The sequence below is a fragment of the Prevotella heparinolytica genome (genome assembly GCF_002998535.1).
Taxonomy (GTDB): domain Bacteria; phylum Bacteroidota; class Bacteroidia; order Bacteroidales; family Bacteroidaceae; genus Bacteroides; species Bacteroides heparinolyticus.
In genome coordinates, this window is record NZ_CP027234.1 from 2,926,636 (window position 1) to 2,947,075 (window position 20,440).

The following is a 20,440-nucleotide window of genomic DNA, read 5'->3' on the forward strand; positions in this document are numbered from 1 at the left end:
AATATGATTTCTTAAGTTTCGTGGTTCTATGTTTGAATTTTTCAGATAAATAAAATCACGAAACTTAATTTGTATAATTAAAAAAAGGAAGAGAAATGTTTCGTAGCTTATGTTTAACGCTTGTTCTATCTATTATTCTTGTTGCTTGCAAAAATAAAGAAAAGGTGAATTTTGTTATTTCTGATGGGATGAAAGAAGTTTGTTCTGTTAATACTTTCTCTAAAACTCTTGATATGGGTGAATATGTAGATTCACTTTCATTTATATCTTTGGAGGACTCGAAAGAGGAAGCATTGCTGAAAGATATAAATAAATGTATAATAAAAAATGGGCGCATCTATGTGTTGGATTTTTTTGGTACAGAATCTGTAAAAGTTTTCGATTTGTCAGGAAGGTTTTTATTTATGGTTGGGAGTAAAGGAGGAGGACCTGGAGAGTTTTTCAGAACCTTTGATTTTGACGTAAATGATCATGGTATTTTTCTTTTGGACATTCGTAATAAAAAGATTATTGAATATAACTTAGATGGTTCTTTTCGAGAAGAATATAGTTATATTGGTAAATTTTCCGGGATAAACAGTTTTGTTGTAACTAATGAATCAACTTTTTTATTAGGAATGGATGGGAGTATCTATACTGAAGCAAAAGTCTTATTAGTTGATAAACAATATAATATAATTCACAAGATATTACCATTCCAAGAAACGGATACCAAGGGGCAGCTTAAAATTGGAAGTTTTAGAAGATGTGGAAATAATATAGTGTATCATTATCCAATATCTGACGAAATTTTTTTATTTGAACAGTCTGGTAAATTGGCAAATAGATATATACTCTCTCTGAATGACACGCCGATTCCTGATGATATTAGAATGGATTATAGGAATGTTGTTTCGGAAAGAAAATTTGGTGGATTTAATTATTTCCATGAGACCCCTTTCTTTAATGGTAGAATGTTTTTAGCAACGATGTTTTATGGCTCTAATAAAGCTTTGTTTTGTCTTGATATAAAAACAGGTAAGTATATGATTAAAAGCTATGAGGGAGTTTTGAATTTTTTTAGTAAGTTGACAATTAGAGACTTTAATTTCCCTGTTTTTATGGATGAAAATCAAATTGTTTGTGTATTGAACCTAATGATTTATGATAACGTGCAAGAAAAAGATGTTATACCTTCCTCTTTCTTAAAAAAAATGAATGAAGGTGGTACAGTATTACTTGTTTATCATTTGAAGAAAAAATAAGATGTGTTGTAGGTGTATATTATTTATATTGAGTTGCATCTTCTTTATGTCTTGCAGAAACAATCCCTTTTCAAAAGAAAAAGAAAGAATATCAGACATAGTGAGTAAAATGCAAGGAAAGTCTATTTCTTTTCCATTGGAGATGTTGAACAATGTTATAATGGATTCTTTATTATCTAAAGAGTTTAAATTGGTTGCCTATATAGATTCTGCAAAATGTATGGAATGTAACTTGGCTTTGGACGAGTGGTCGGTAAAGATTAGAGAAATGAGAAAAGTGAATGAGGAGGTTTCTTTTTTATTCATTATTAATAGTAATAATTATTCAGTAATAAAAAGCTTGTTGAATAAACATCGATTTGATTATCCGGTGTTTATAGATACTACAAATTCTTTTTATAATTTGAATAGTTTGAATAAAGACTCAAAGTTTCAGTTTTTTCTTTTAGATAGAGATAATAAGATAATACTTGTTGGGAATCCGATAAGAAATAATAGTATTTGGATGCTTTATAAGAAAGAATTGGGAAGAGCCAATAATACTCAGCCTGAAATGTCTTTAAGTTCTACTATGCTTGATTTGGGAGAATTTTCTTACAAAGTTCCTCAATTTCGTAGTTTTTTCCTACGAAATATAGGGAAAAAAACACTTGTTATAGATAGTACTTTGACTTCTTGTGATTGCACTACAGTTTCTTATGATGAAGAGACTGTACAACCTGGGCAGAAGTTAGAACTTAAGGTTTGCTATAAAGCTGAACAACGTGGCTATTTTGAAAGAATGATAACAGTATATTGTAATGTAAAAGAATCTCCGATAATATTATACGTTAGCGGGAATGCAAAATAGGAAAAAGCACTTATCTGAAGACGTATTAAAAAGATTGGAAAACATAAGAGAGAAAGATACTCCTTTGGTTATAAGAATAAGTTAACATGAAGCAAGTTTATATATCCATGCTGATATGGTTGGGGTGCTGTTTGGCTGCTTGCACAACAAGAGAGGAGCGCAGAGTGGAAGAAACATTGGTATTTGCCGGTGAGAATAGAGCAGAGCTGGAACAAGTCTTGGAATACTATAAACATGATGAACTGAAATTACGTGCCGCTCGCTTTCTTATTGCCAATATGAAAGAAAAGTTTGCTTACGTGCTGTCGGAAGCAGATAGTGTGAGGCAGGCTCTGAGGGACACATGGGCTGATAAGAAAGAGGTTGTACAGAAGTGGAAACGGATTTCGCGCGAAACACTGCCAAAGAGATATGACGCACAGATAATGACTGCCGATTATCTGATAGAGAATATTGATATTGCTTTTGAAACATGGCAAGAAGTTCCTTGGGGAAAATATTATTCTTTCGAAGATTTCTGTAAATATATACTTCCTTATCGTATTGCAGACGAACCGTTGGAACGGTGGAGGAAAGTGTACAAAGCTCGTTTTTTGCCACTGCTTGATTCAATCTACACAGGAACAGATGTGGTAGAGGCGGCGGCGAAGATAATGGAACATCCGATAGTTCGTACCGGATACAAATACTCTGCGGATTTCAATCTTCCTCATCATGGTGCGCTTTTCTTGTTGGAATGCAGGGTAGGTACATGTCATGAGTATTGTGACTTTGTGCTTTATTTATTGCGTGCACTGGGTATTCCTTCGGCTATAGATCAGTACAAATACTCGCCGGAGGTGAGGCATTCGCATGTATGGAATATGCTGAAAGATACTACAGGAGCGACAATTCCGATAGAATATAACAAAGCCGAGGTGAAACGTGATTGGAAAAACTGGAGGCGTAAGGGGAAAGTGTATCGCTCTTTTTTTGATCAGGCGGAAATACCTGCTTATGACGGTGACTTTTATTTATGCGATGTGACAGAGGAGTATTTCGGCAATAACAGTGTTAGTTTTCCGGTGCAGCGGAAAGGTGATGGATTTCTCGCCATGTATGCTTTTGAAGGCTGGATGCCGATAGCCCGCTACGCTGCTAAGGGGAAGTATGGGATTGTGCAGAACATAGAACCTGATGTTATCTATATGCCGGTGGGAAGAAACGGAGAGAGGTGGATTGAGAATGGTTATTGCTTTATGCCGGACGGAAAAGAAGTAAGGGTATTTGAACCTGACACTGTTTGTCGGCTGAAAGTCAGGCTTAACCGTAAATATCCGATAACGGTGCATCAGAAAAATCACCTTTATGGAATGAATGGCATGCGTTTGGAAGGATGCAATCGAAAAGATTTTGTAAATGCGGAGATATTGGCGGTGTTGAATGACAGTACGCTGGATTTGACACGATACATAAAGATGCATTCGGCGTCTGCATACAGGTATATCAGGATTTGTTCACCTTTGAAGAGACGTTTGGAAATTGCCGAAATGGAATTTTATACCGATACCCTCGGAATGGAAAAGGTGGATTTCAGAGTGGTGGAGGAAGCTGTTCCGGAAGCGAAAGGAACGCAGTTTGGAATAGAAAAAGCATGGGATAATGATAGGCTTTCTTTTTATCAATCGTATAAAAGCGAGGTGGAGTTGTTGTTTGATTTGGGGGCTTCTGTTAGGTTGGGAGGGATGAAGTTCACGCCACGCAATGATGATAATTTTGTGACAAAGGGTGAAGTGTATGAGTTGTTATACCAAAATGGAACAGAGGGATGGGTTTCTTTGGGACGGAAAATGGCTGATGATGACTTTGTGGAGTTTGACGGAGTGCCGGGGAATGCGGTATTGAGGTTACACAATTGTACGAAAGGAATAGAAGAGCAAATATTTTTGTGGGAAGGAGGAAAACAATATTTTCTGGGACATTTAAGATAAATAATACGGATTGAAAAGAAAAGCTGGCCGATAATATTGTGTACCAAAAAGAGAAGTACGATGAAGGAGCGAAAGCGATTATTTAAGAGACTGGACAGAATGGTAAACGTGTTGTTTTACTTGTGTATGCTTGCTGTGATACTGGTTGTGTTGCAGGTGTTTGTTGTTACCTCTTTCAAGATTCCTTCGGACTCCATGCAGCCTTCGTTGTGGCCGGGAGACTGCATTCTGGTGGATAAATGTTCGGGTGGCGCACGTTTGTTCAATATCTTTGATGCCGTGGATGGAAAGGAGGTGGAGATACACCGTGTGCCGGGATGGCGGAAGTTTAGACGGAACGATGTGCTGGTGTTTAACTTTCCTTATCGGCCGCAACGATGGGACAGCATTGCGTTTGATGTGATGAGGTATTACGTGAAGCGTTGTGTGGCCGTGCCGGGCGATACGCTGGAGATAAAGGGAGGGTATTACAAGATTTTCGGGCACGATGAGGCGGTGGGTTACCTGCCTGCCCAAAGAGAAATTGCACAATTGCCGGACAGTGGCGCAACGGGTGTGGAAATGAACACTTTTCCGTGGAACAAAAAAAAGGGGTGGACGGTGAAGGAGTTTGGGCCGTTGCCCGTTCCTGCCAAAGGGCAGGTGGTGAAGATGGATAGCTTGTCGTGGTTGCTGTACAGGCAATTGGTGGGGTGGGAGCAGAAAAGCCGGTTGCGGATAGATGAAGTCGGAAATGTGTCGTTGAACGACAGTGTGATACATGAATATCGCTTTTGTGAGAACTATTATTTCGTAGCGGGTGATAAGGCCGAGAATTCACAGGATTCCCGCTACTGGGGATTGTTGCCCGAACCTTTCATCGTGGGGCGCGCATGGATGGTGTGGAAATCGGTGGATGTGGATAGGGGTAAAGTGAGATGGCACAGGATATTTAAAGGAATAGAATGATGGCGGTGAGGAATATATTGACAGGAGTATCGGAAGGCATGGCTTGCGTGGTCTTATTGTCTTTGGTATGCGCCACTTCTTCCGGATTGCCCAATGCGGAAACCATAGGGCAGTGGGTTTGGTTTGACAAGGCAGCTTTAACGGCTGCATTTTGCTTTTTGGTGTCGTGGGCGTTTCGGACAAAGAGAGAGGGGTGTGATTTAGAAAACTGCATTTCTTGGGCATTGATTTTTGGGGGTGGAGTGGAGGCCGCATGGGGTGTGTGCCAGCTCTACGGTTTTGTTGTTTCCCGTCATTCTTTGTTTGCCTTGACCGGCTCTTTTTTCAATCCGGGTCCTTATTCGGGCTATCTGGCCATGGTGCTTCCGCTATGCCTGCATCAATGGATGGCAGGCTGTAAGAAAGAAAAAAAAACTGCGGAATGTGTGGTTTCGGGTGGTGTGGGGCTGCTGATCGTTTGTGCGCTTCCGGCAGGCATGAGCCGCTCTGCCTGGCTGGCGGCAGGAGTTTCTTGCTTGTGGGTGTATGGCTTGCATAAAGATTGGAAAGATAGGCTATGCGCTTATTGGCGATGGCACAAAGGGCAGATGGCAATGACGGCGACCGGTGGATTGTGTGTCTTGGTATTGGCCGGTGGCTTGTTGTTCGCTTTGAAGCCCGACTCGGCACGCGGACGGCTGTTTATGTGGAGGATGACTTGCATGGCCATTGCAGAGAAGCCGTTGACGGGACATGGCGTGGGACTTTTTGCTGCGGCATACGGTAATGCGCAGGAAGCGTATTTTGCAGCGGGTGATTATGAAGAGTGGGAGGAACGTGTGGCGGGAAGTCCCGAATATGCTTTCAATGAATATCTGCAAATGGCAGTGGAGTTGGGCATTCCATTGGCTTTGTGCCTACTGGGCATTGTCGTGCTCTGTCTTTGCGTGGGGATGCGGAAAGGGCGTTATGGCATCTGCGGAGCTATTCTCTCTTTGATAGTCTTTTCCTTTTCTTCTTATCCGCTACAACTGCCGGTGTTCATTGTGACATCGGTGGCATTGCTTGCGGCTTGTGTTTCGGACAGTAATCGTTGGCAATGGCTGATATTGGCAATAGTGGTGGCGGGAGTTGCCGGTTTTCGTCTGAAGAACGATTTACGAGTGGAGCAGGCTTGCCGCGAATGGATGAATGCAAAGGTGTTGTATAATGCTGGTGCCAGCCAAGTGGTGGAGAAAGATTATGAACGCCTATATCCTTTGCTGAAAGAGCGTGCTGCATTTTTATTTGAATATGGACATGTGTTGCATAAGGCACAAAAGTTTGAAGCCTCCAACCTCATTCTGAAAGAGGCTTTACAGCGGAGCAATGACCCTATGATACTGAATATTATAGGTAAGAACTACCAGCAAACAGGCGGCTATCGGACTGCGGAAAAATGGTTCATCCGTTCTATACATCGCCTGCCGGGACGTATTTACCCTTACTATTTGTTGGCTAAGCTTTATGCGGAGCCGGATTTCAGGCAGCCGGAAAAGTTTAAAAAGATGAAACAGATTGTGTTGACGAAGGAACCGAAAGTGCATTCCACCGCCATACGCCAAATGAGAGAGGAAATGAGAAAAAAGGAATAAACGGGCTATGGAGGAATAAAAAGAGGGAAAGGTTGAAAAGGAGCCGGATAAAGAAACTTTTTGAAGGAAATTAAACAGGCTCTCAATTTAATTAGTAATTTAGTGACATTATTTACTTGAATAATAGAGTGTGAACATGAAAGCACAGAGTCATAGATACCTGCTCTGCATGGCGGTCGGCCTGCTAACGGCCTGCTCCGGAGGTAAGAAAGAAAATGCTGCCGAAGCGGGGGTGGCGACCGTATTGCCGGATAATAAGAACGAAGTGACCGTACAAATCTTGAAACGGGAGGTCTTTGACCATGAATTGGTGAGCAACGGAAAGGTGAGTGCCGAAGCGATGGCCGATTTGAGGTTTGAAACGGCGGGAGTGGTGGCGCATATCTACGTGAAGAACGGCGACCGTGTGGTGAAAGGCCAAAAGTTGGCAGAACTGGATAAGTTTCGTTTGAAGAATAAGAAAGCACAAGCTGCGGAGACTTTGGAAAAAGCGAAGCTTGAGTTGCAGGATGTGCTGATCGGGCAGGGATATCCGGTGGACAGCAAGGAGAATATACCCGCCGACATCATGAAGTTGGCCCGTGTGAAGAGTGGTTATGATCAGGCTTTCTTTCAATACGAACTTGCGGAATACGAAGAGGAGCATGCTATGCTGACTGCCCCTTTCGATGGAGTAGTGGCGAATCTTTTTTCCAAGCCTTTCAATGAAACCGATGCATCGAAAGCTTTTTGCTCCATTATCGGTACTCAGGGAATGGAAGTGGATTTTACGGTTTTGGAGAGCGAACTACCGTTGATAAAGAGTGGTGACAGGGTGATTGTAACTCCTTATTCGGAACCCGGTGCCGTGCAAGAGGGTCGAATCGCGCAGATCAATCCTTTGGTAGACGAGAAGGGGATGGTAAAGGTGAAAGCGGCGGTAAGCGATAAAGGAAAATTGTTCAGTGGCATGAATGTCAGGGTACATGTGCACCGCTCGTTGGGCAAGCAGCTTGTGATACCCAAAAGTGCCGTGGTGTTGCGTTCGGGCAAACAGGTGGTGTTCACCTTGAAAGATGGGAGGGCACAATGGAACTATGTGCAGACCGGATTGGAAAACACAAAAAGCTATACGGTGACGGCGGATGCCTTGCAGGAAGGCGATACGGTGATTGTGACGGGAAATGTGAATCTGGCGCATGAAGCACTGGTTTCAGTCGTAGGAATGGGAAACTGAAAACGGGAGATTGATGGTTAAATTTTTGATACAACGGCCTATTGCCGTGCTGATGGCATTCACGGCATGCTTCATCGTCGGGATGGTGACTTATTTCACTTTGCCGGTATCTTTGTTGCCCGATATTGCCATCCCGGAGATCACCGTACAGGTGTCGGCGCAAAACACTTCGGCGCGTGAACTGGAAAATACCGTGGTGAAACCTTTGCGTCAGCAGCTCATTCAGGTGGCTAAGCTGAAAGATATGAACAGCGAGACGCGCGATGGGGCGGGGATCATTCGCCTGAACTTTGATTATGGAACCAATACCGACCTTGCTTTCATCGAGGTGAACGAAAAGATTGATGCCGCCATGAACTATCTGCCCAAGGATACCGACCGTCCGAAAGTGATAAAGGCGAGTGCTACGGATATTCCGGTGTTCTACCTTAATCTGACGCTAAAGAATGACAGTGCATACGGCAAGACGGATGAACGTGCTTTCCTTGATTTGTGCGAGTTTGCCGAGAATGTGATAAAACGCCGTATCGAGCAACTGACCGAGGTGGCGATGGTGGATGTAACCGGTCTGCAGCAACGTCGGTTGCAGATTACACCTGACCCTGATAAACTGGCCGTACTGGGACTTTCCATAGAAGAACTGGAGAAGACATTGGCTCAGAACAATGTGGAGCCGGGAAGTATGACCGTGCGCGACGGTTATTATGAGTATAACATTAAATTTTCCACCTTGTTGCGGACGGAAGAGGATGTAAGAAACATTCTGCTGCGCAAGGAGGGACGCATCATCCGTCTGGGTGATTTTTGCCGTGTGGACATTGTGCCTGTCGAGGAAACGGGAGTTTCGATGAGCAATGGCAAACGTGCCGTTACTTTGGCCGTCATCAAGCAGGCGGACGAGAACATGGATGATATGAAGCTTGCCATAGACCGCACAATGGAATATTTCAAGGCGGTATATCCGGAGATTGAATTCAGTGTCAGCCGCGATCAGACGGAATTGCTGGATTATACCATCTCCAACCTGCAACAGAATCTTTCGTTGGGTTTCCTGTTTATCTGCATCGTGGCTGTGCTCTTTCTGGGGGATGTGAAGTCTCCTTTCATCATCGGATTGAGCATGGTGGTATCTATCGTGATCTGTTTCTTGTTCTTCTATCTGTTCAAGATGTCGCTCAATATCATCTCCCTCTCCGGGCTGATTCTGGCGTTGGGCATGATGATTGACAGCAGCATTATCGTGACGGAGAATATTTCGCAGTATCGCGAGCGGGGATATTCGTTGAGGCGGGCTTGCGTAGCGGGCACGAGCGAGGTGATTACGCCGATGCTGAGTTCGTCGCTGACTACCGTTGCCGTGTTTCTGCCATTGATATTTATGAGCGGCATTGCCGGGGCACTTTTTTATGACCAAGCGTTTGCCGTCACTGTGGGGCTGTCGGTTTCTTACTTCACGGGTATCATGCTGCTGCCGGTGCTCTACATGCTAGTTTATCGTGTGGGGATACGCGGCAGGTCGTGGTTGCCCCGCGTCCGCATCAAGAATCCGTTGAAAGAACATACACTCGACCGTTTTTATGATGCAGGCATCGATTGGGTCTTTTCTCATAAGGCGGTGTGCATCGCTTTTTGTGTGATATCCGTTCCGCTTTGTGTCTTCTGGTTTTATTTCATTGACAAAGAACGAATGCCCGAGATAGACCAAAACGAATTGATAGCCCGTGTGGAGTGGAATGAAAATATACATGTGGACGAAAACAGGCATCGGGTAGATGCGCTATTCAAGTTGTTAGCGGATGAAACAGTGGAACAGACGGCGGCCGTCGGGCAACAAGATTATCTGTTGAACCGAGAGCAGGCTCTCTCGTCGTCGGAAGCGGAATTGTATTTCAAGACTGCCGGGCCGGAAAAGATTGCTCCTTTGCAGAAGAGAGTTTTCGGGTGGGTGAAGCGGGAATATCCGTTGGCCATAGTATCTTTTTCACCACCTGAAACCGTATTCGAGAAGCTTTTCGTGACCGGAGAGGCTGATGTGGTGGCGGAACTTTATCCCCGTAGCAAGGAGAAGATGCCGGTGGCGGATGAATTGCGCGGATTGGAACAGCGATTTGCCGAAGTGACAGGGATGGCGTCTACAGGTATTGCTTTTGAGAATCAATTGAACATCAGCATACAGCAAGAAAAACTCTTGCTGTATAATGTTTCGTATGATGAACTTTATCGTGAATTGAAGACTGCATTCAAGGAAAATAGTGTGGCGGTGTTACATTCTTTCAGGCAATATTTGCCCATCGGTATTGTAGGGGAGGAACAGACTGTAAATGATGTGTTGCGCCGGACATTGATACAGACCCGTACGGATGCTAAGGGGGAGAAAGAGTATGTCCCGCTGCGTGAGTTGATACAGATGACGCCGGCGGAGGACTTGAAGACGATAACATCGGGGCGCAACGGCGAATACATTCCGTTCCGTTTCTATGAAGTGGCCGATGCCACACCATTGATGGAGAGTGTGAAGCAGGAGGCAGATGCTACGGGAGATTGGGATACGGCTTTTTCAGGAAGCTTCTTCTCAAACCGGAAGATGCTGAATGAATTGGTCGTGATTCTTTTCATTTCTATTTTGTTGATGTACTTTATTCTTGCCGCCCAGTTCGAGAGCTTTGTACAACCGCTTATCGTTTTGCTCGAAATACCGGTGGATGTGGCTTTCGCATTGTTGCTGTTGTGGGCGTGCGGACATACGCTGAACCTGATGTCTGCCATCGGACTGATTGTGACGTGCGGTATCATCATCAACGACTCCATCCTGAAGATAGATGCCGTCAATGAATTGAGAAAGACGGGAATGCCTTTGCTGGAGGCCATTCACGAAGCCGGCCGAAGGAGGCTTCGCCCTATTATCATGACCTCGCTGACCACCATATTTGCCATGGTGCCGTTACTGTTTTCATTCGATATGGGTTCGGAGTTGCAGAAACCGCTTTCCATAGCGATGATTGGAACCATGTTGATCGGAACGCTGGTGAGTTTATTCATTATCCCGTTGATATATTGGTTTATCCAAAGAGAGAAGAGTATTTTAGACAAGAAGATTTGATAATTATCGAGATGAAAAAAAAGATTCTTACTTTGCTGTTTGCAATAGGAGCATTGGCAGTGGCTGCTCAGGAGCGGATAACGCTTGATTTGCAGCAGGCCATTGCACTGGCAAACGACAGTTCGCTGGAGGCTTTTCGTACTAAAAACATGTATCTGGCCGGTTATTGGGAATATCGCACATACAAGGCAAATCGGCTTCCAAGTCTGACATTGAACATGACACCGGCGCAATACAACCGTGACATTACCAAGCGATACGATTCGGAGCAAAACCTTGATATCTACCGCAGTCAGCAATCTTTCCAAGCTTACGGCAATCTTGCCATCAGACAGAATTTAGACTTGACGGGAGGTACTTTCTATTTAGATACGGAGTTAGGTTATATGCGTAGCTTCGGCAGCAATAAGTATACTCAGTTTACCAGTGTGCCGATACGTTTAGGCTATTCTCAAAGTTTGGTAGGCTATAATCCTTTTCGCTGGGAGCGCAAAATAGAACCTTTGAAGTATGAAAAGGTAAAGAAGGAGTATCTCTATAATACCGAACAGGTGTCCGAGCAAGTCACCACTCACTTCTTTGCCCTTGCCATGGCACAGGCTGAATATGACTTGGCGAAAGAGAACGCCGTGTCTACCGATACTCTTTATCGCATCGGAATGCAACGCCTGAAGATTGCCGCCATCAGCCGTGCAGATTTGTTGACGCTGAAACTCGATGTGGTGAATGCACGCAATACGTTGCAGAACGCTACCAGTGCATTGAAACGTGCCATGTTCTCTTTAGCTTCTTTTCTGAATATGGAAAAAAACACGAATATCAGAGTGATGCTTCCAAGTCGTCCGCAATCATTAACCATATCGGTGGATGAAGCTTTGCAGGCTGCTCAGGTCAATAATCCTAAATTCTTGGAACTTCGCCAGAGCATATTGGAAGCCGAACAGAGCGTGGATAAGGCAAAAAAAGAATCTCGGTTCAATGCCGGTATCAATGCCAGTGTCGGTTTTAACCAAGTGGCTGAAAAAATAGGGGAAGCATACAAGCGTCCCATGCAGCAGGAAATGGTGTCGGTCAGTGTGTCCATTCCATTGGTGGATTGGGGAGTGAGGAAAGGGAAATACAACATGGCGAAGAACAACCTGAATGTGGTAAAAACTTCCGCCCGGCAAAGTGAAGTCAGCATTGAAGAGGAGGTGATTATGACAGTGAGCGATTTCAATATACAGCAGGAATTGGTGGCAAGTGCCGAAGAGGCGCTCGACCTTGCCATTCTTGCATACAATGAGACCCGTCAGCGTTTTATCATAGGCAAGGCGGACATCAACAGTCTGACCCTTTCGCTGAACCGCCAGCAGGAGGCACAGCGAAACTATATCTCTGCCTTACAGAATTACTGGCTGAATTATTATAAAATACGTAAGTTGACTTTGCACGATTTTGCATCGGGTTTTTCACTTTCCGAAAAATTCGATTATCGCCAATCGTCAGCCACTGACCGTTAATCATTCATTGCTCATGAAATCCGCATCTTCTTTCACCGTTATCGTTGCCTTTGTCTGCCTTGCTTTGGTGGGTATGGCATTGGTGCCGTTGCTTCCCGTCAAGCTGAATCCGTCCCGCAGTCTGCCTGGGTTTACCGTGGGGTTCGGCATGCCGGGCGCTTCGTCGAGGGTGGTGGAGATGGAGGTTACCGGTAAGCTGGAATCCATGCTGGCACGTATTCGGGGGGTGAAGAACCTGAATTCTGTTTCGGGTAATGGTTTCGGTAGGATTACCGTGGAACTAGACAAGCATGCCGATGTAGATGTAGTGCGCTTTGAAGCTTCCACCGTCATCCGGCAAACATGGCCGCAATTGCCTTCCGGGACTAGCTATCCGGTTATCCGGATGAAAGTTCCTGACGAAAACGCTTCGCGTCCGTTCATGTCTTATACTCTGAATGCCCCTTCCGCTCCGATTTTGATACAGCAGTACGCTGAAGAGCATATCAAACCGCGGCTGGCGCGTCTTTCGGGTATTTATAAGGTGGAAATCAGCGGTGCCACTTCCATGGAGTGGAGGTTGGAGTACGATAGCGAACAATTGCGTATATTGGGAGTGACGTTGTCGGATATAAGGGAGGCTGTGCGGCGCCATTACCGGAAAGAGTTTCTGGGTACGCATAATGTAGATACCGGTAAAGACGGCGAGCAATGGATACGGTTGGTGCTTGTGCCTGAGGGAGATACTACGGACTTTGACCCTACTGTCATTGCCGTGACTGCTGCCGATGGGAAGTTGTTTCACTTGGACGAATTGGTCTCGGTTGTGCGTATGGAGGAAGAACCGCAGAGTTATTACCGCATCAATGGTTTGAACTCTATCTATCTTTCCATCACGGCAGAAGAGACTGCCAATCAGTTGCAGTTGAGCCGTGCGGTTATGAATGAGATGGAAGATATTTGTCGGGCGCTTCCTGCCGGTTATGAAGTGCATGCCAATTATGACGCCACCGAGTACATACGTGAGGAATTGGATAAAATTTACTTCCGTACCGGGTTGACGGTTCTGATTCTGCTTGTTTTTGTATGGCTCATTACACGCAGGTTGAAATATCTTTTTCTGATTGTGACCGCTCTGGTTGTGAACATAGCGGTAGCACTTATATTCTATTATTTTTTCGGGTTGGAGATGCAACTTTATTCGCTGGCGGGTATTACTGTTTCGCTTAATCTGGTGATAGACAGTACGATTGTGATGGCAGAACACATACTGCATAGGCGTAATCTGAAAGCTTTTATGTCGGTGCTGGCTGCCGCGCTCACCACGATGGGGGCATTGGTCATTATTTTCTTTCTTGATGAAAAGATACGGCTTAATTTGCAGGATTTTGCCGCAGTGGTGATCATCAATCTGGCTGTATCTCTGATGGTAGCGTTGTTTTTCGTTCCGGCAATGATTGAAAAAATAGGGTTGAGAAGTGGAAAAAAGAAAGTGAAAAGTAGAAAGTTGAGAATGAGAAAAAAAGTTTTTCGTTTTTCCTTTTCCTCTTTTCGCTTTTCAGTGTACTTTGCCCGTTGCTATGCTGTCTTGATTCGTTTTCTCTGTCGTTGGCGTTGGGCGGTATGCACGTTTTTAATTCTTGGTTTTGGCTTGCCGGTCTTTTTGCTACCCGAGAAACTGGAAGGAGAGGGGAAATGGAAAGAGACATATAATAAAACGTTCGGCTCTACTATATACAAAGAGTCGGTGAAACCTGTTGTCGACAAGGTCTTGGGCGGCAGTTTGCGCCTATTTGTGCAAAAAGTGTATGAGGGTAGTTATTTCACTCGTAACGAAGAAACCGTTCTGCATGCCAACGCTAATTTACCTAATGGAAGTACACTGGAACAGATGAATACATTGATGAAACGAATGGAAACCTATCTTAGCGGCTTTAAGGAAATCAAGCAATTCCACACGTCCATATATAGTCCCCGGCGTGCCGGTATACAGGTTTACTTCAAAAAAGAGTTCCAGAATACGGGATTTCCTTATACGTTGAAAGCAAATATGATAAGCAAGGCGTTGCAGCTTGGAGGTGGCAGTTGGGGTATTTATGGGTTGCAGGATCAGGGCTTCAGCAACGATGTGCGTGAAAGCGCAGGTTCTTATCGCATCAAAATGTACGGTTATAATTACGATGAACTTTATCATTGGGCTGAGGAACTGAAAGCTAAACTGTTGACACACCGTCGCATCAAAGAGGTGCTCATCAGTTCGGAATTTTCATGGTGGAAAGACGATTATCAGGAGTTTTATTTCAAACTGAATAAAGAACGTATGGCACAAGAGGGTATCGATGCACAAACCCTTTTTGCTGCTGTACGTCCCATCTTCGGCAAGAATATGGAGATTGGTTCGGTGATAACGGAGCAAGGGGCGGAGAAAATAAAGCTTTCTTCCCGTCAATCGGGAGAATATGATATCTGGGCGATGCGGTTTTTTCCTAATGGTGTAGGGGGCGGCAAGTATTACAAACTTTCCGAATTGGCCACGGTGGAGAAAGGGCAGATGCCGCAGGAGATTGCCAAGGAGAACCAGCAATATCGCCTTTGCCTGCAATATGAATACATTGGCTCGGGAGAGATGGGTAACAAGGTGCAAAAGCGTGATTTGGAGGAATTCAACAAACTCCTTCCGATGGGCTATACGGTGGAGTCGGACAACAATCGATGGATGTGGGATCGGAAAGACAACAAGCAATACCTGCTTTTGTTGGTAGTGATAGCAATCATATTTTTGACAACGAGTGTCTTGTTCAATTCGCTGAAGCAGCCGCTTGCCATTATTTTCGTGATTCCCGTTTCTTATATAGGAGTGTTCCTTACGTTTTATTGGTTTCGGTTGAATTTCGATCAGGGAGGTTTTGCCTCTTTCGTTTTGTTATGCGGCATCACGGTAAATGCCAGCATCTATATATTAAATGAATACAACAGCATCCGCCGTCGTTTTCCACGTCTTTCTTCCCTTCGTGCCTATACCAAGGCATGGAATGTGAAAGCCATCCCCATTTTCCTCACGGTAGTCTCCACCATTCTGGGCTTCATTCCTTTTATGATAGGCATCGATAAAGAAGCGTTTTGGTTTCCGTTGGCGGCAGGCACTATCGGGGGGCTGGTAATGTCCGTTATCGGCATCTTCTTGTTTTTACCGGTTTTTGTGTTGAAGAAGAAAGATTTCCATTAACTTTGCACGTCTTATGGAAGTGGAGGCGTGTGTGATTTTTCGCTTTCATGAAACCCGATAAAAATATGATGATTTCTCCTCCTGCTTTGGGCTTGCGCTGCGAACCGATAGACGTGGTGCGCATCGGTTTGATTGGTTTGGGACAACGCGGTCTGCAAACCTTGCGTCGTTATACTTTTGTGGAAGGGGCGGAGATACGCTGCCTTGCCAATTTGGACGACTCTTCTTTCGGGGAAGCCAATGCGTTGTTACGAACGAGCGGGCGTTCCGAGGCTTTGTGTTTTTATGGGGAGACGGCTTGGCAAGAGATGTGCCGCCGCGATGATCTTGATTTGATTTATATCTGCACCGATTGGAGCAGTCATGCCCGGATGGCGGTGGAGGCAATGCGTTGTGGAAAGCATGTAGCCGTTGAAGTGCCGGTCGCCACCACGGTGGAAGAGTGCTTTGAACTGGTGCGTACTGCCGAAGCAACCCGCCGGCACTGTTTCATGACGGAAAACTGTTGTTACGACTGGTTTTCGCTTGCCGCATTGGAGCTTCGCGATGCCGGATTTTTCGGCACGATTACGCATTGCGAGGGAGCCTATATCCACGATTGGAGGAATCGTTTCTCGGAGGGAAGTCACGGTGCGCAGACTTGGTACAAAACGAGCTGTTGGCATGGAGGTAACCCATATCCCACGCATGGTATAGGGCCGATAGCACAGTTGTTGGGTATTCACCGCGGTGACAGGTTCAGCCATTTGGTCTCGGTCACGGGACAAGCTGTGGGTGCGGAAAGCCTCTTGGGGCATGGCAACACGACGCTGCTCACCACCGAGCGTGGAGTGACTGTACTCTTGCAGTTCGATGGCACTACCCCTCGTCCCTATTCACGTATTCAGGCTGTATGCGGTACGGAAGGCTTTGCCCGAAAATATCCCCTTGCGCAGGTGCAGCACGAGAGCGATTTGTTCGAGGGGGAAGTCGCGGAGGCTTTCTTGCGCAAATACATGCGCGGCCCTGCTGCCGACTTATGGCGTGAGGGGAGTGAGCGCGGTGTGCCCAACGAGATGAACTATGCCATGGATTGCCGGCTGATATACTGCTTGCGCCATGGGTTGCCCCTCGACATCGATGTTTATGATGCAGCAGAATGGTCGTGTCTGGCTGAACTGACGCAAATATCAGCCCGGCGTGGTGGAGAGCGCGTCGATATTCCCGACTTCCTGAATCTTCACTTTTGAATCTACGCAAGCTGACGGAAGGTGAGGTCGCTTGCTTCAGTAGTATATTCGTTACTTGGCAGCTTATCCGCATTGTGACATTTTTACATTTTTGTTCTAGAATTACCTGATTGTATTATATGAAGTGGCTTTCAAAATGATATGTGTCAGGCGCCCGGTCGCAATATTTTGCCGATGCAAAATGAGTAATAGAACATTTGCGAAACAGAAATATTACCGTTATATTTGCGAAAACCAACTTAATATGATTATGAGTACAATCTTACAGCTTGCTCCACAGAACGTGTGGAAGCATTTTTATTCGCTGACACGCATCCCCCGTCCGTCAGGACACATGGAAAAGATTACCGAATTTCTGATAAGCTTCGGCAAAGGGTTGGGTCTGGAATCCTTTGTCGACGAGGTGGGCAATGTCATTATTCGCAAGCCCGCCACTCCGGGTATGGAGAATCGCAAGGGCGTCATTCTGCAAGCACACATGGATATGGTGCCGCAAAAGAATAACGATACTGTTCATGATTTTACGAAAGACCCTATCGAAACCTATATCGACGGTGATTGGGTGAAGGCCAAAGGTACTACGCTGGGAGCCGACAACGGTTTGGGCGTGGCTGCCGCCATGGCGGTGCTCGAAGCCGATGACTTGAAACATGGTCCGCTGGAAGTGCTGATTACGAAAGACGAGGAGACGGGTATGTATGGTGCTTTCGGTCTGAAACCGGGTACATTGAAAGGCGAAATCCTGCTGAACCTCGACTCGGAAGACGAAGGCGAGTTGTACATAGGTTGTGCCGGCGGTATCGACATCACCGCTTCGTTGGAATATAAAGAAGAAGCTTCCATTGAAGGTTTCGTAGCCCGTAAGATAACGTTGAAAGGATTGCGTGGAGGTCACTCCGGGCTGGAAATCAATCAGGGACGCGGTAACGCCAATAAACTGTTGGCCCGCATCGTGCACGACTTGTTGATTGAATTTGATTGCCGGCTGGCAAGCTTCGAAGGAGGCAACATGCGCAATGCCATTCCGCGCGAGGCGCATGCCGTGCTGACTTTTACCCCCGAAGACATAGACGGACTGGAAGAGTATATCAAGGAATATGAAGAGCAGCTCAATGCAGAATATACACCCATAGAGAGTGGCATCATACTGAAGATAGAAGAAATGGAGATGCCTGCCGCAATCGTCCCCGAAGAGATTCAGGACAACATGCTCAATGTGTTGATGGCTTGTCAGAACGGGGTGATGCGTATGATTCCTACGGTGCCCGACACAGTGGAGACTTCTTCCAATCTGGCTATCGTACTCATTGGCGGAGGAAAAGCCGAGGTACGCATTCTGGCACGCAGCTCGTGCGACACGATGAAAGATTTTTTGGCGGACAGCCTGACGGCTTGTTTCTCCATGGCAGGCATGAAGGTGGTGCTGAGTGGCGGGTATTCCGGATGGCAGCCCAATGTGGATTCTCCTATTCTGCATGCCATGAAGCTATCTTACAAGCAGCAATTCGGAGTGGAACCGGCAGTGAAAGTGATTCATGCAGGACTGGAATGCGGCATCATAGGTGCCAACTGTCCGGGACTGGATATGATTTCTTTTGGACCCACTTTGCGTTCGCCTCACTCTCCCGACGAGCGTGTCTATATTCCTACGGTCGCAAAATTCTATGATTTCTTGGTGGCTACTTTGGCGCAGACACCGGAGAAGTAAAAAGGAAGTTAGAAAACGAGAGGGTGTGTCAAAATAGACACATCCTCTTTTTTTGTTTTTTCGCGTCTTCCCTGCTCGATTTCCCTTATGCCGCAATCAACTCTGTTTTTCTTCCATGACGGCCTCCATTGGGCCGGAAAAGGCGTATCAGGACACAAATCAAGGCTGTAAATGCGTCTGACAGCCCCGATATCCCCCCCTTGAGCATCTTTGCGCACATTTTCTTGATGTTGAAGGCCATGGCGAAGAAGGCAAAGTCCATCAAAACCTTGTCTTTTCCAAAGTGCCGGAAGCGTCGGTATGCCATATCGAACTTCATCTGTCCGAAGACGGCTTCAGGTTCAATGCACCGCCGTCCCCTGTGCCTGATGCCTTCCCGGGAAGTGAGCCTTTCCCGTGCCTTTCCCTTGTATTCGTTCAGCCTGTGGTTGACCTCCATGATGCGTCTGTCCGTCCTTGCCCCGTAGCATCTGCATCTGAGCGGGCATCCTTTGCAGTTCTGCGCCCGGTAGCGTGCGCTTTCGGTGAGGTATCCGCCTGCGGTCTTTCCACGGGTTGTCCCGACGCGCTCCATGTGCTGCCCCATGGGACAGACGTAATAATCCTCCTCCTTATTATAGTACAGGCTGTCCTGATGGAACGGGGCCGGTGTATAATGTGGACGCTGTTCCATGTGGAAACGGTTGTACTTGACGTATGCCTCCACGCCGGCATCCTCCATGAAACGGTAGTTCTCCTCCGAGCCGTACCCCGAGTCGGCAACGGCGGTGGAAGGATGACGGTGATAGCGCCGGAAGAAAGAATCCATAAAGGGGATAAACGTGAGCGTGTCGGTGGGATTGGGAAACAGGGCAAAGTCGGTGATGAACTGGTTCTCCGTCGCTATCTGGAGATTATAGCCGGGCTTGGTCTGCCCGTTGTTCATGGCATCCTCTTTCATGTGCATGAACGTGGCGTCAGGGTCTGTCTTGGACATGGAATTGCGACTGCCAATCTGTTCAAGACGGCTGTCATACTCCTGCAGTTTCTCACGGTACTTATCCAGTTCCTTTATCTGTTTCTCCTTTTTCTTGCACTGTGCTTTCTCTTCTTTGGTGGTAGCGGCAGGGGGCGTGGCAAGGGCTTCTCTAAGTTCGGCAGACAGTTCGCTCAATGTTGCGGGCGTGAACTCCACATGCTCTTTCTCCGAGGATTTCTCTTGCGCAATGGTATCATCGACCTGCTGCAGGAGGATGCGTATCTTCTCTATCAGTTTAGTGCGATTCTTTTCTATTGTCCTGCGCCATACAAAAGTGTATTTGTTGGCTTTTGACTCTATCTTCGTACCATCGATATATTCCACATCGAGCGTTACAAAGCCACGCTCCGCGAGCAGAAGAACCAACCGGGTAAATACATTGTTGAGTTCGTCCTTGACACGATTACGGAATCGGTTGATAGTAATAAAATCAGGTTTCTCATATCCTGCAAGCCAAATGAAGTGTATGTCACGCAGGAGCAATTGCTCTATCTTGCGGCAAGAATAGATATTATTCATATAGGCATAGAGGATAACCTTGAGCATTATCTTCGGGTGGTATGGACTACGACCGCTTTCCTTGTAGAGCTTGCGGAAATTATCCAAATTAAGACCGTCAACAATGGCGTTGACCATGCGGACAGGGTCGTTCTCCGCAATATTTTCATCAAGCCGTTGTGGAAAAAGCACCGTTTGGTTGCAAGTGTAAGGGCGAAAGTGTAACTTTGACATAACGTAATTTTGTATGCCTAAAGTTACAAAAACTTTAGGAAATAGCAAAGCCCTGGCTTGAGAAAGTCGGGGCTTTGTGCAAAAAAAGAGGATGTGTCTATTTTG

Annotated in this window: 12 protein-coding genes; 11 read left to right on the top strand and 1 reads right to left on the bottom strand. The window is 45.9% G+C overall.

Going from position 1 to position 20,440, the window contains the following annotated elements; genetic code table 11:
- The first annotated feature begins 95 nt into the window (after window positions 1-95).
- The 11 genes from C3V43_RS11690 to C3V43_RS11740 all read left to right on the top strand — a co-directional run bounded on the left by C3V43_RS11690 (window position 96) and on the right by C3V43_RS11740 (window position 18,585).
- Complete coding sequence (locus C3V43_RS11690) at window positions 96-1,244, top strand: DUF4934 domain-containing protein (protein ID WP_106069959.1); 1,149 nt, start codon at window positions 96-98, stop codon at window positions 1,242-1,244.
- 160 nt (window positions 1,245-1,404) lie between these two features.
- Window positions 1,405-2,094 (top strand): DUF1573 domain-containing protein, encoded by a 690-nt coding sequence (locus tag C3V43_RS11695; protein WP_234819835.1) that lies wholly within the window; start codon window positions 1,405-1,407, stop codon window positions 2,092-2,094.
- A gap of 86 nt (window positions 2,095-2,180) precedes the next feature.
- The gene (locus tag C3V43_RS11700; protein ID WP_106042591.1) at window positions 2,181-4,064 is read left to right on the top strand and encodes a transglutaminase-like domain-containing protein; all 1,884 of its coding nucleotides are present in this window, start codon (window positions 2,181-2,183) and stop codon (window positions 4,062-4,064) included.
- A gap of 60 nt (window positions 4,065-4,124) precedes the next feature.
- A complete protein-coding gene (gene lepB / locus C3V43_RS11705) occupies window positions 4,125-5,012 on the top strand; it encodes a signal peptidase I (RefSeq protein ID WP_106069960.1) in 888 nt (295 codons plus the stop codon).
- Complete coding sequence (locus tag C3V43_RS11710; RefSeq protein ID WP_106069961.1) at window positions 5,009-6,625, top strand: O-antigen ligase family protein; 1,617 nt, start codon at window positions 5,009-5,011, stop codon at window positions 6,623-6,625. Before lepB ends, C3V43_RS11710 begins: the two co-directional genes overlap by 4 nt.
- A gap of 136 nt (window positions 6,626-6,761) precedes the next feature.
- Complete coding sequence (locus C3V43_RS11715; protein WP_106069962.1) at window positions 6,762-7,841, top strand: efflux RND transporter periplasmic adaptor subunit; 1,080 nt, start codon at window positions 6,762-6,764, stop codon at window positions 7,839-7,841.
- 13 nt (window positions 7,842-7,854) lie between these two features.
- Complete coding sequence (locus C3V43_RS11720; protein WP_106069963.1) at window positions 7,855-10,941, top strand: efflux RND transporter permease subunit; 3,087 nt, start codon at window positions 7,855-7,857, stop codon at window positions 10,939-10,941.
- A gap of 11 nt (window positions 10,942-10,952) precedes the next feature.
- Entirely contained in the window at window positions 10,953-12,443 is a 1,491-nt protein-coding gene (locus tag C3V43_RS11725) for a TolC family protein (RefSeq protein WP_106069964.1), read from the top strand.
- 13 nt (window positions 12,444-12,456) lie between these two features.
- Window positions 12,457-15,648 (top strand): efflux RND transporter permease subunit, encoded by a 3,192-nt coding sequence (locus C3V43_RS11730; RefSeq protein ID WP_106069965.1) that lies wholly within the window; start codon window positions 12,457-12,459, stop codon window positions 15,646-15,648.
- A 65-nt stretch (window positions 15,649-15,713) separates the two neighbouring features.
- A complete protein-coding gene (locus C3V43_RS11735; protein WP_106070584.1) occupies window positions 15,714-16,877 on the top strand; it encodes a Gfo/Idh/MocA family protein in 1,164 nt (387 codons plus the stop codon).
- A gap of 250 nt (window positions 16,878-17,127) precedes the next feature.
- Window positions 17,128-18,585, top strand: coding sequence for an aminoacyl-histidine dipeptidase (locus tag C3V43_RS11740; protein WP_106070585.1), 1,458 nt, complete (start codon window positions 17,128-17,130; stop codon window positions 18,583-18,585).
- Between the two features lie 85 nt (window positions 18,586-18,670).
- On the opposite strand, the gene C3V43_RS11745 is transcribed toward C3V43_RS11740, so the two are convergent.
- Window positions 18,671-20,335 (bottom strand): IS1182 family transposase, encoded by a 1,665-nt coding sequence (locus tag C3V43_RS11745; protein ID WP_106069581.1) that lies wholly within the window; start codon window positions 20,333-20,335, stop codon window positions 18,671-18,673.
- Between the last annotated feature and the right edge of the window lie 105 nt (window positions 20,336-20,440).

Coding starts and splice junctions, on each gene's coding strand:
- C3V43_RS11690 (WP_106069959.1), top strand. CDS start 96: ATGTTTCGTAGCTTATGTTTAACGCTTGTTCTATCTATTATTCTTGTT.
- C3V43_RS11695 (WP_234819835.1), top strand. CDS start 1,405: ATGGATTCTTTATTATCTAAAGAGTTTAAATTGGTTGCCTATATAGAT.
- C3V43_RS11700 (WP_106042591.1), top strand. CDS start 2,181: ATGAAGCAAGTTTATATATCCATGCTGATATGGTTGGGGTGCTGTTTG.
- lepB (WP_106069960.1), top strand. CDS start 4,125: ATGAAGGAGCGAAAGCGATTATTTAAGAGACTGGACAGAATGGTAAAC.
- C3V43_RS11710 (WP_106069961.1), top strand. CDS start 5,009: ATGATGGCGGTGAGGAATATATTGACAGGAGTATCGGAAGGCATGGCT.
- C3V43_RS11715 (WP_106069962.1), top strand. CDS start 6,762: ATGAAAGCACAGAGTCATAGATACCTGCTCTGCATGGCGGTCGGCCTG.
- C3V43_RS11720 (WP_106069963.1), top strand. CDS start 7,855: ATGGTTAAATTTTTGATACAACGGCCTATTGCCGTGCTGATGGCATTC.
- C3V43_RS11725 (WP_106069964.1), top strand. CDS start 10,953: ATGAAAAAAAAGATTCTTACTTTGCTGTTTGCAATAGGAGCATTGGCA.
- C3V43_RS11730 (WP_106069965.1), top strand. CDS start 12,457: ATGAAATCCGCATCTTCTTTCACCGTTATCGTTGCCTTTGTCTGCCTT.
- C3V43_RS11735 (WP_106070584.1), top strand. CDS start 15,714: ATGATGATTTCTCCTCCTGCTTTGGGCTTGCGCTGCGAACCGATAGAC.
- C3V43_RS11740 (WP_106070585.1), top strand. CDS start 17,128: ATGAGTACAATCTTACAGCTTGCTCCACAGAACGTGTGGAAGCATTTT.
- C3V43_RS11745 (WP_106069581.1), bottom strand. CDS start 20,335: ATGTCAAAGTTACACTTTCGCCCTTACACTTGCAACCAAACGGTGCTT.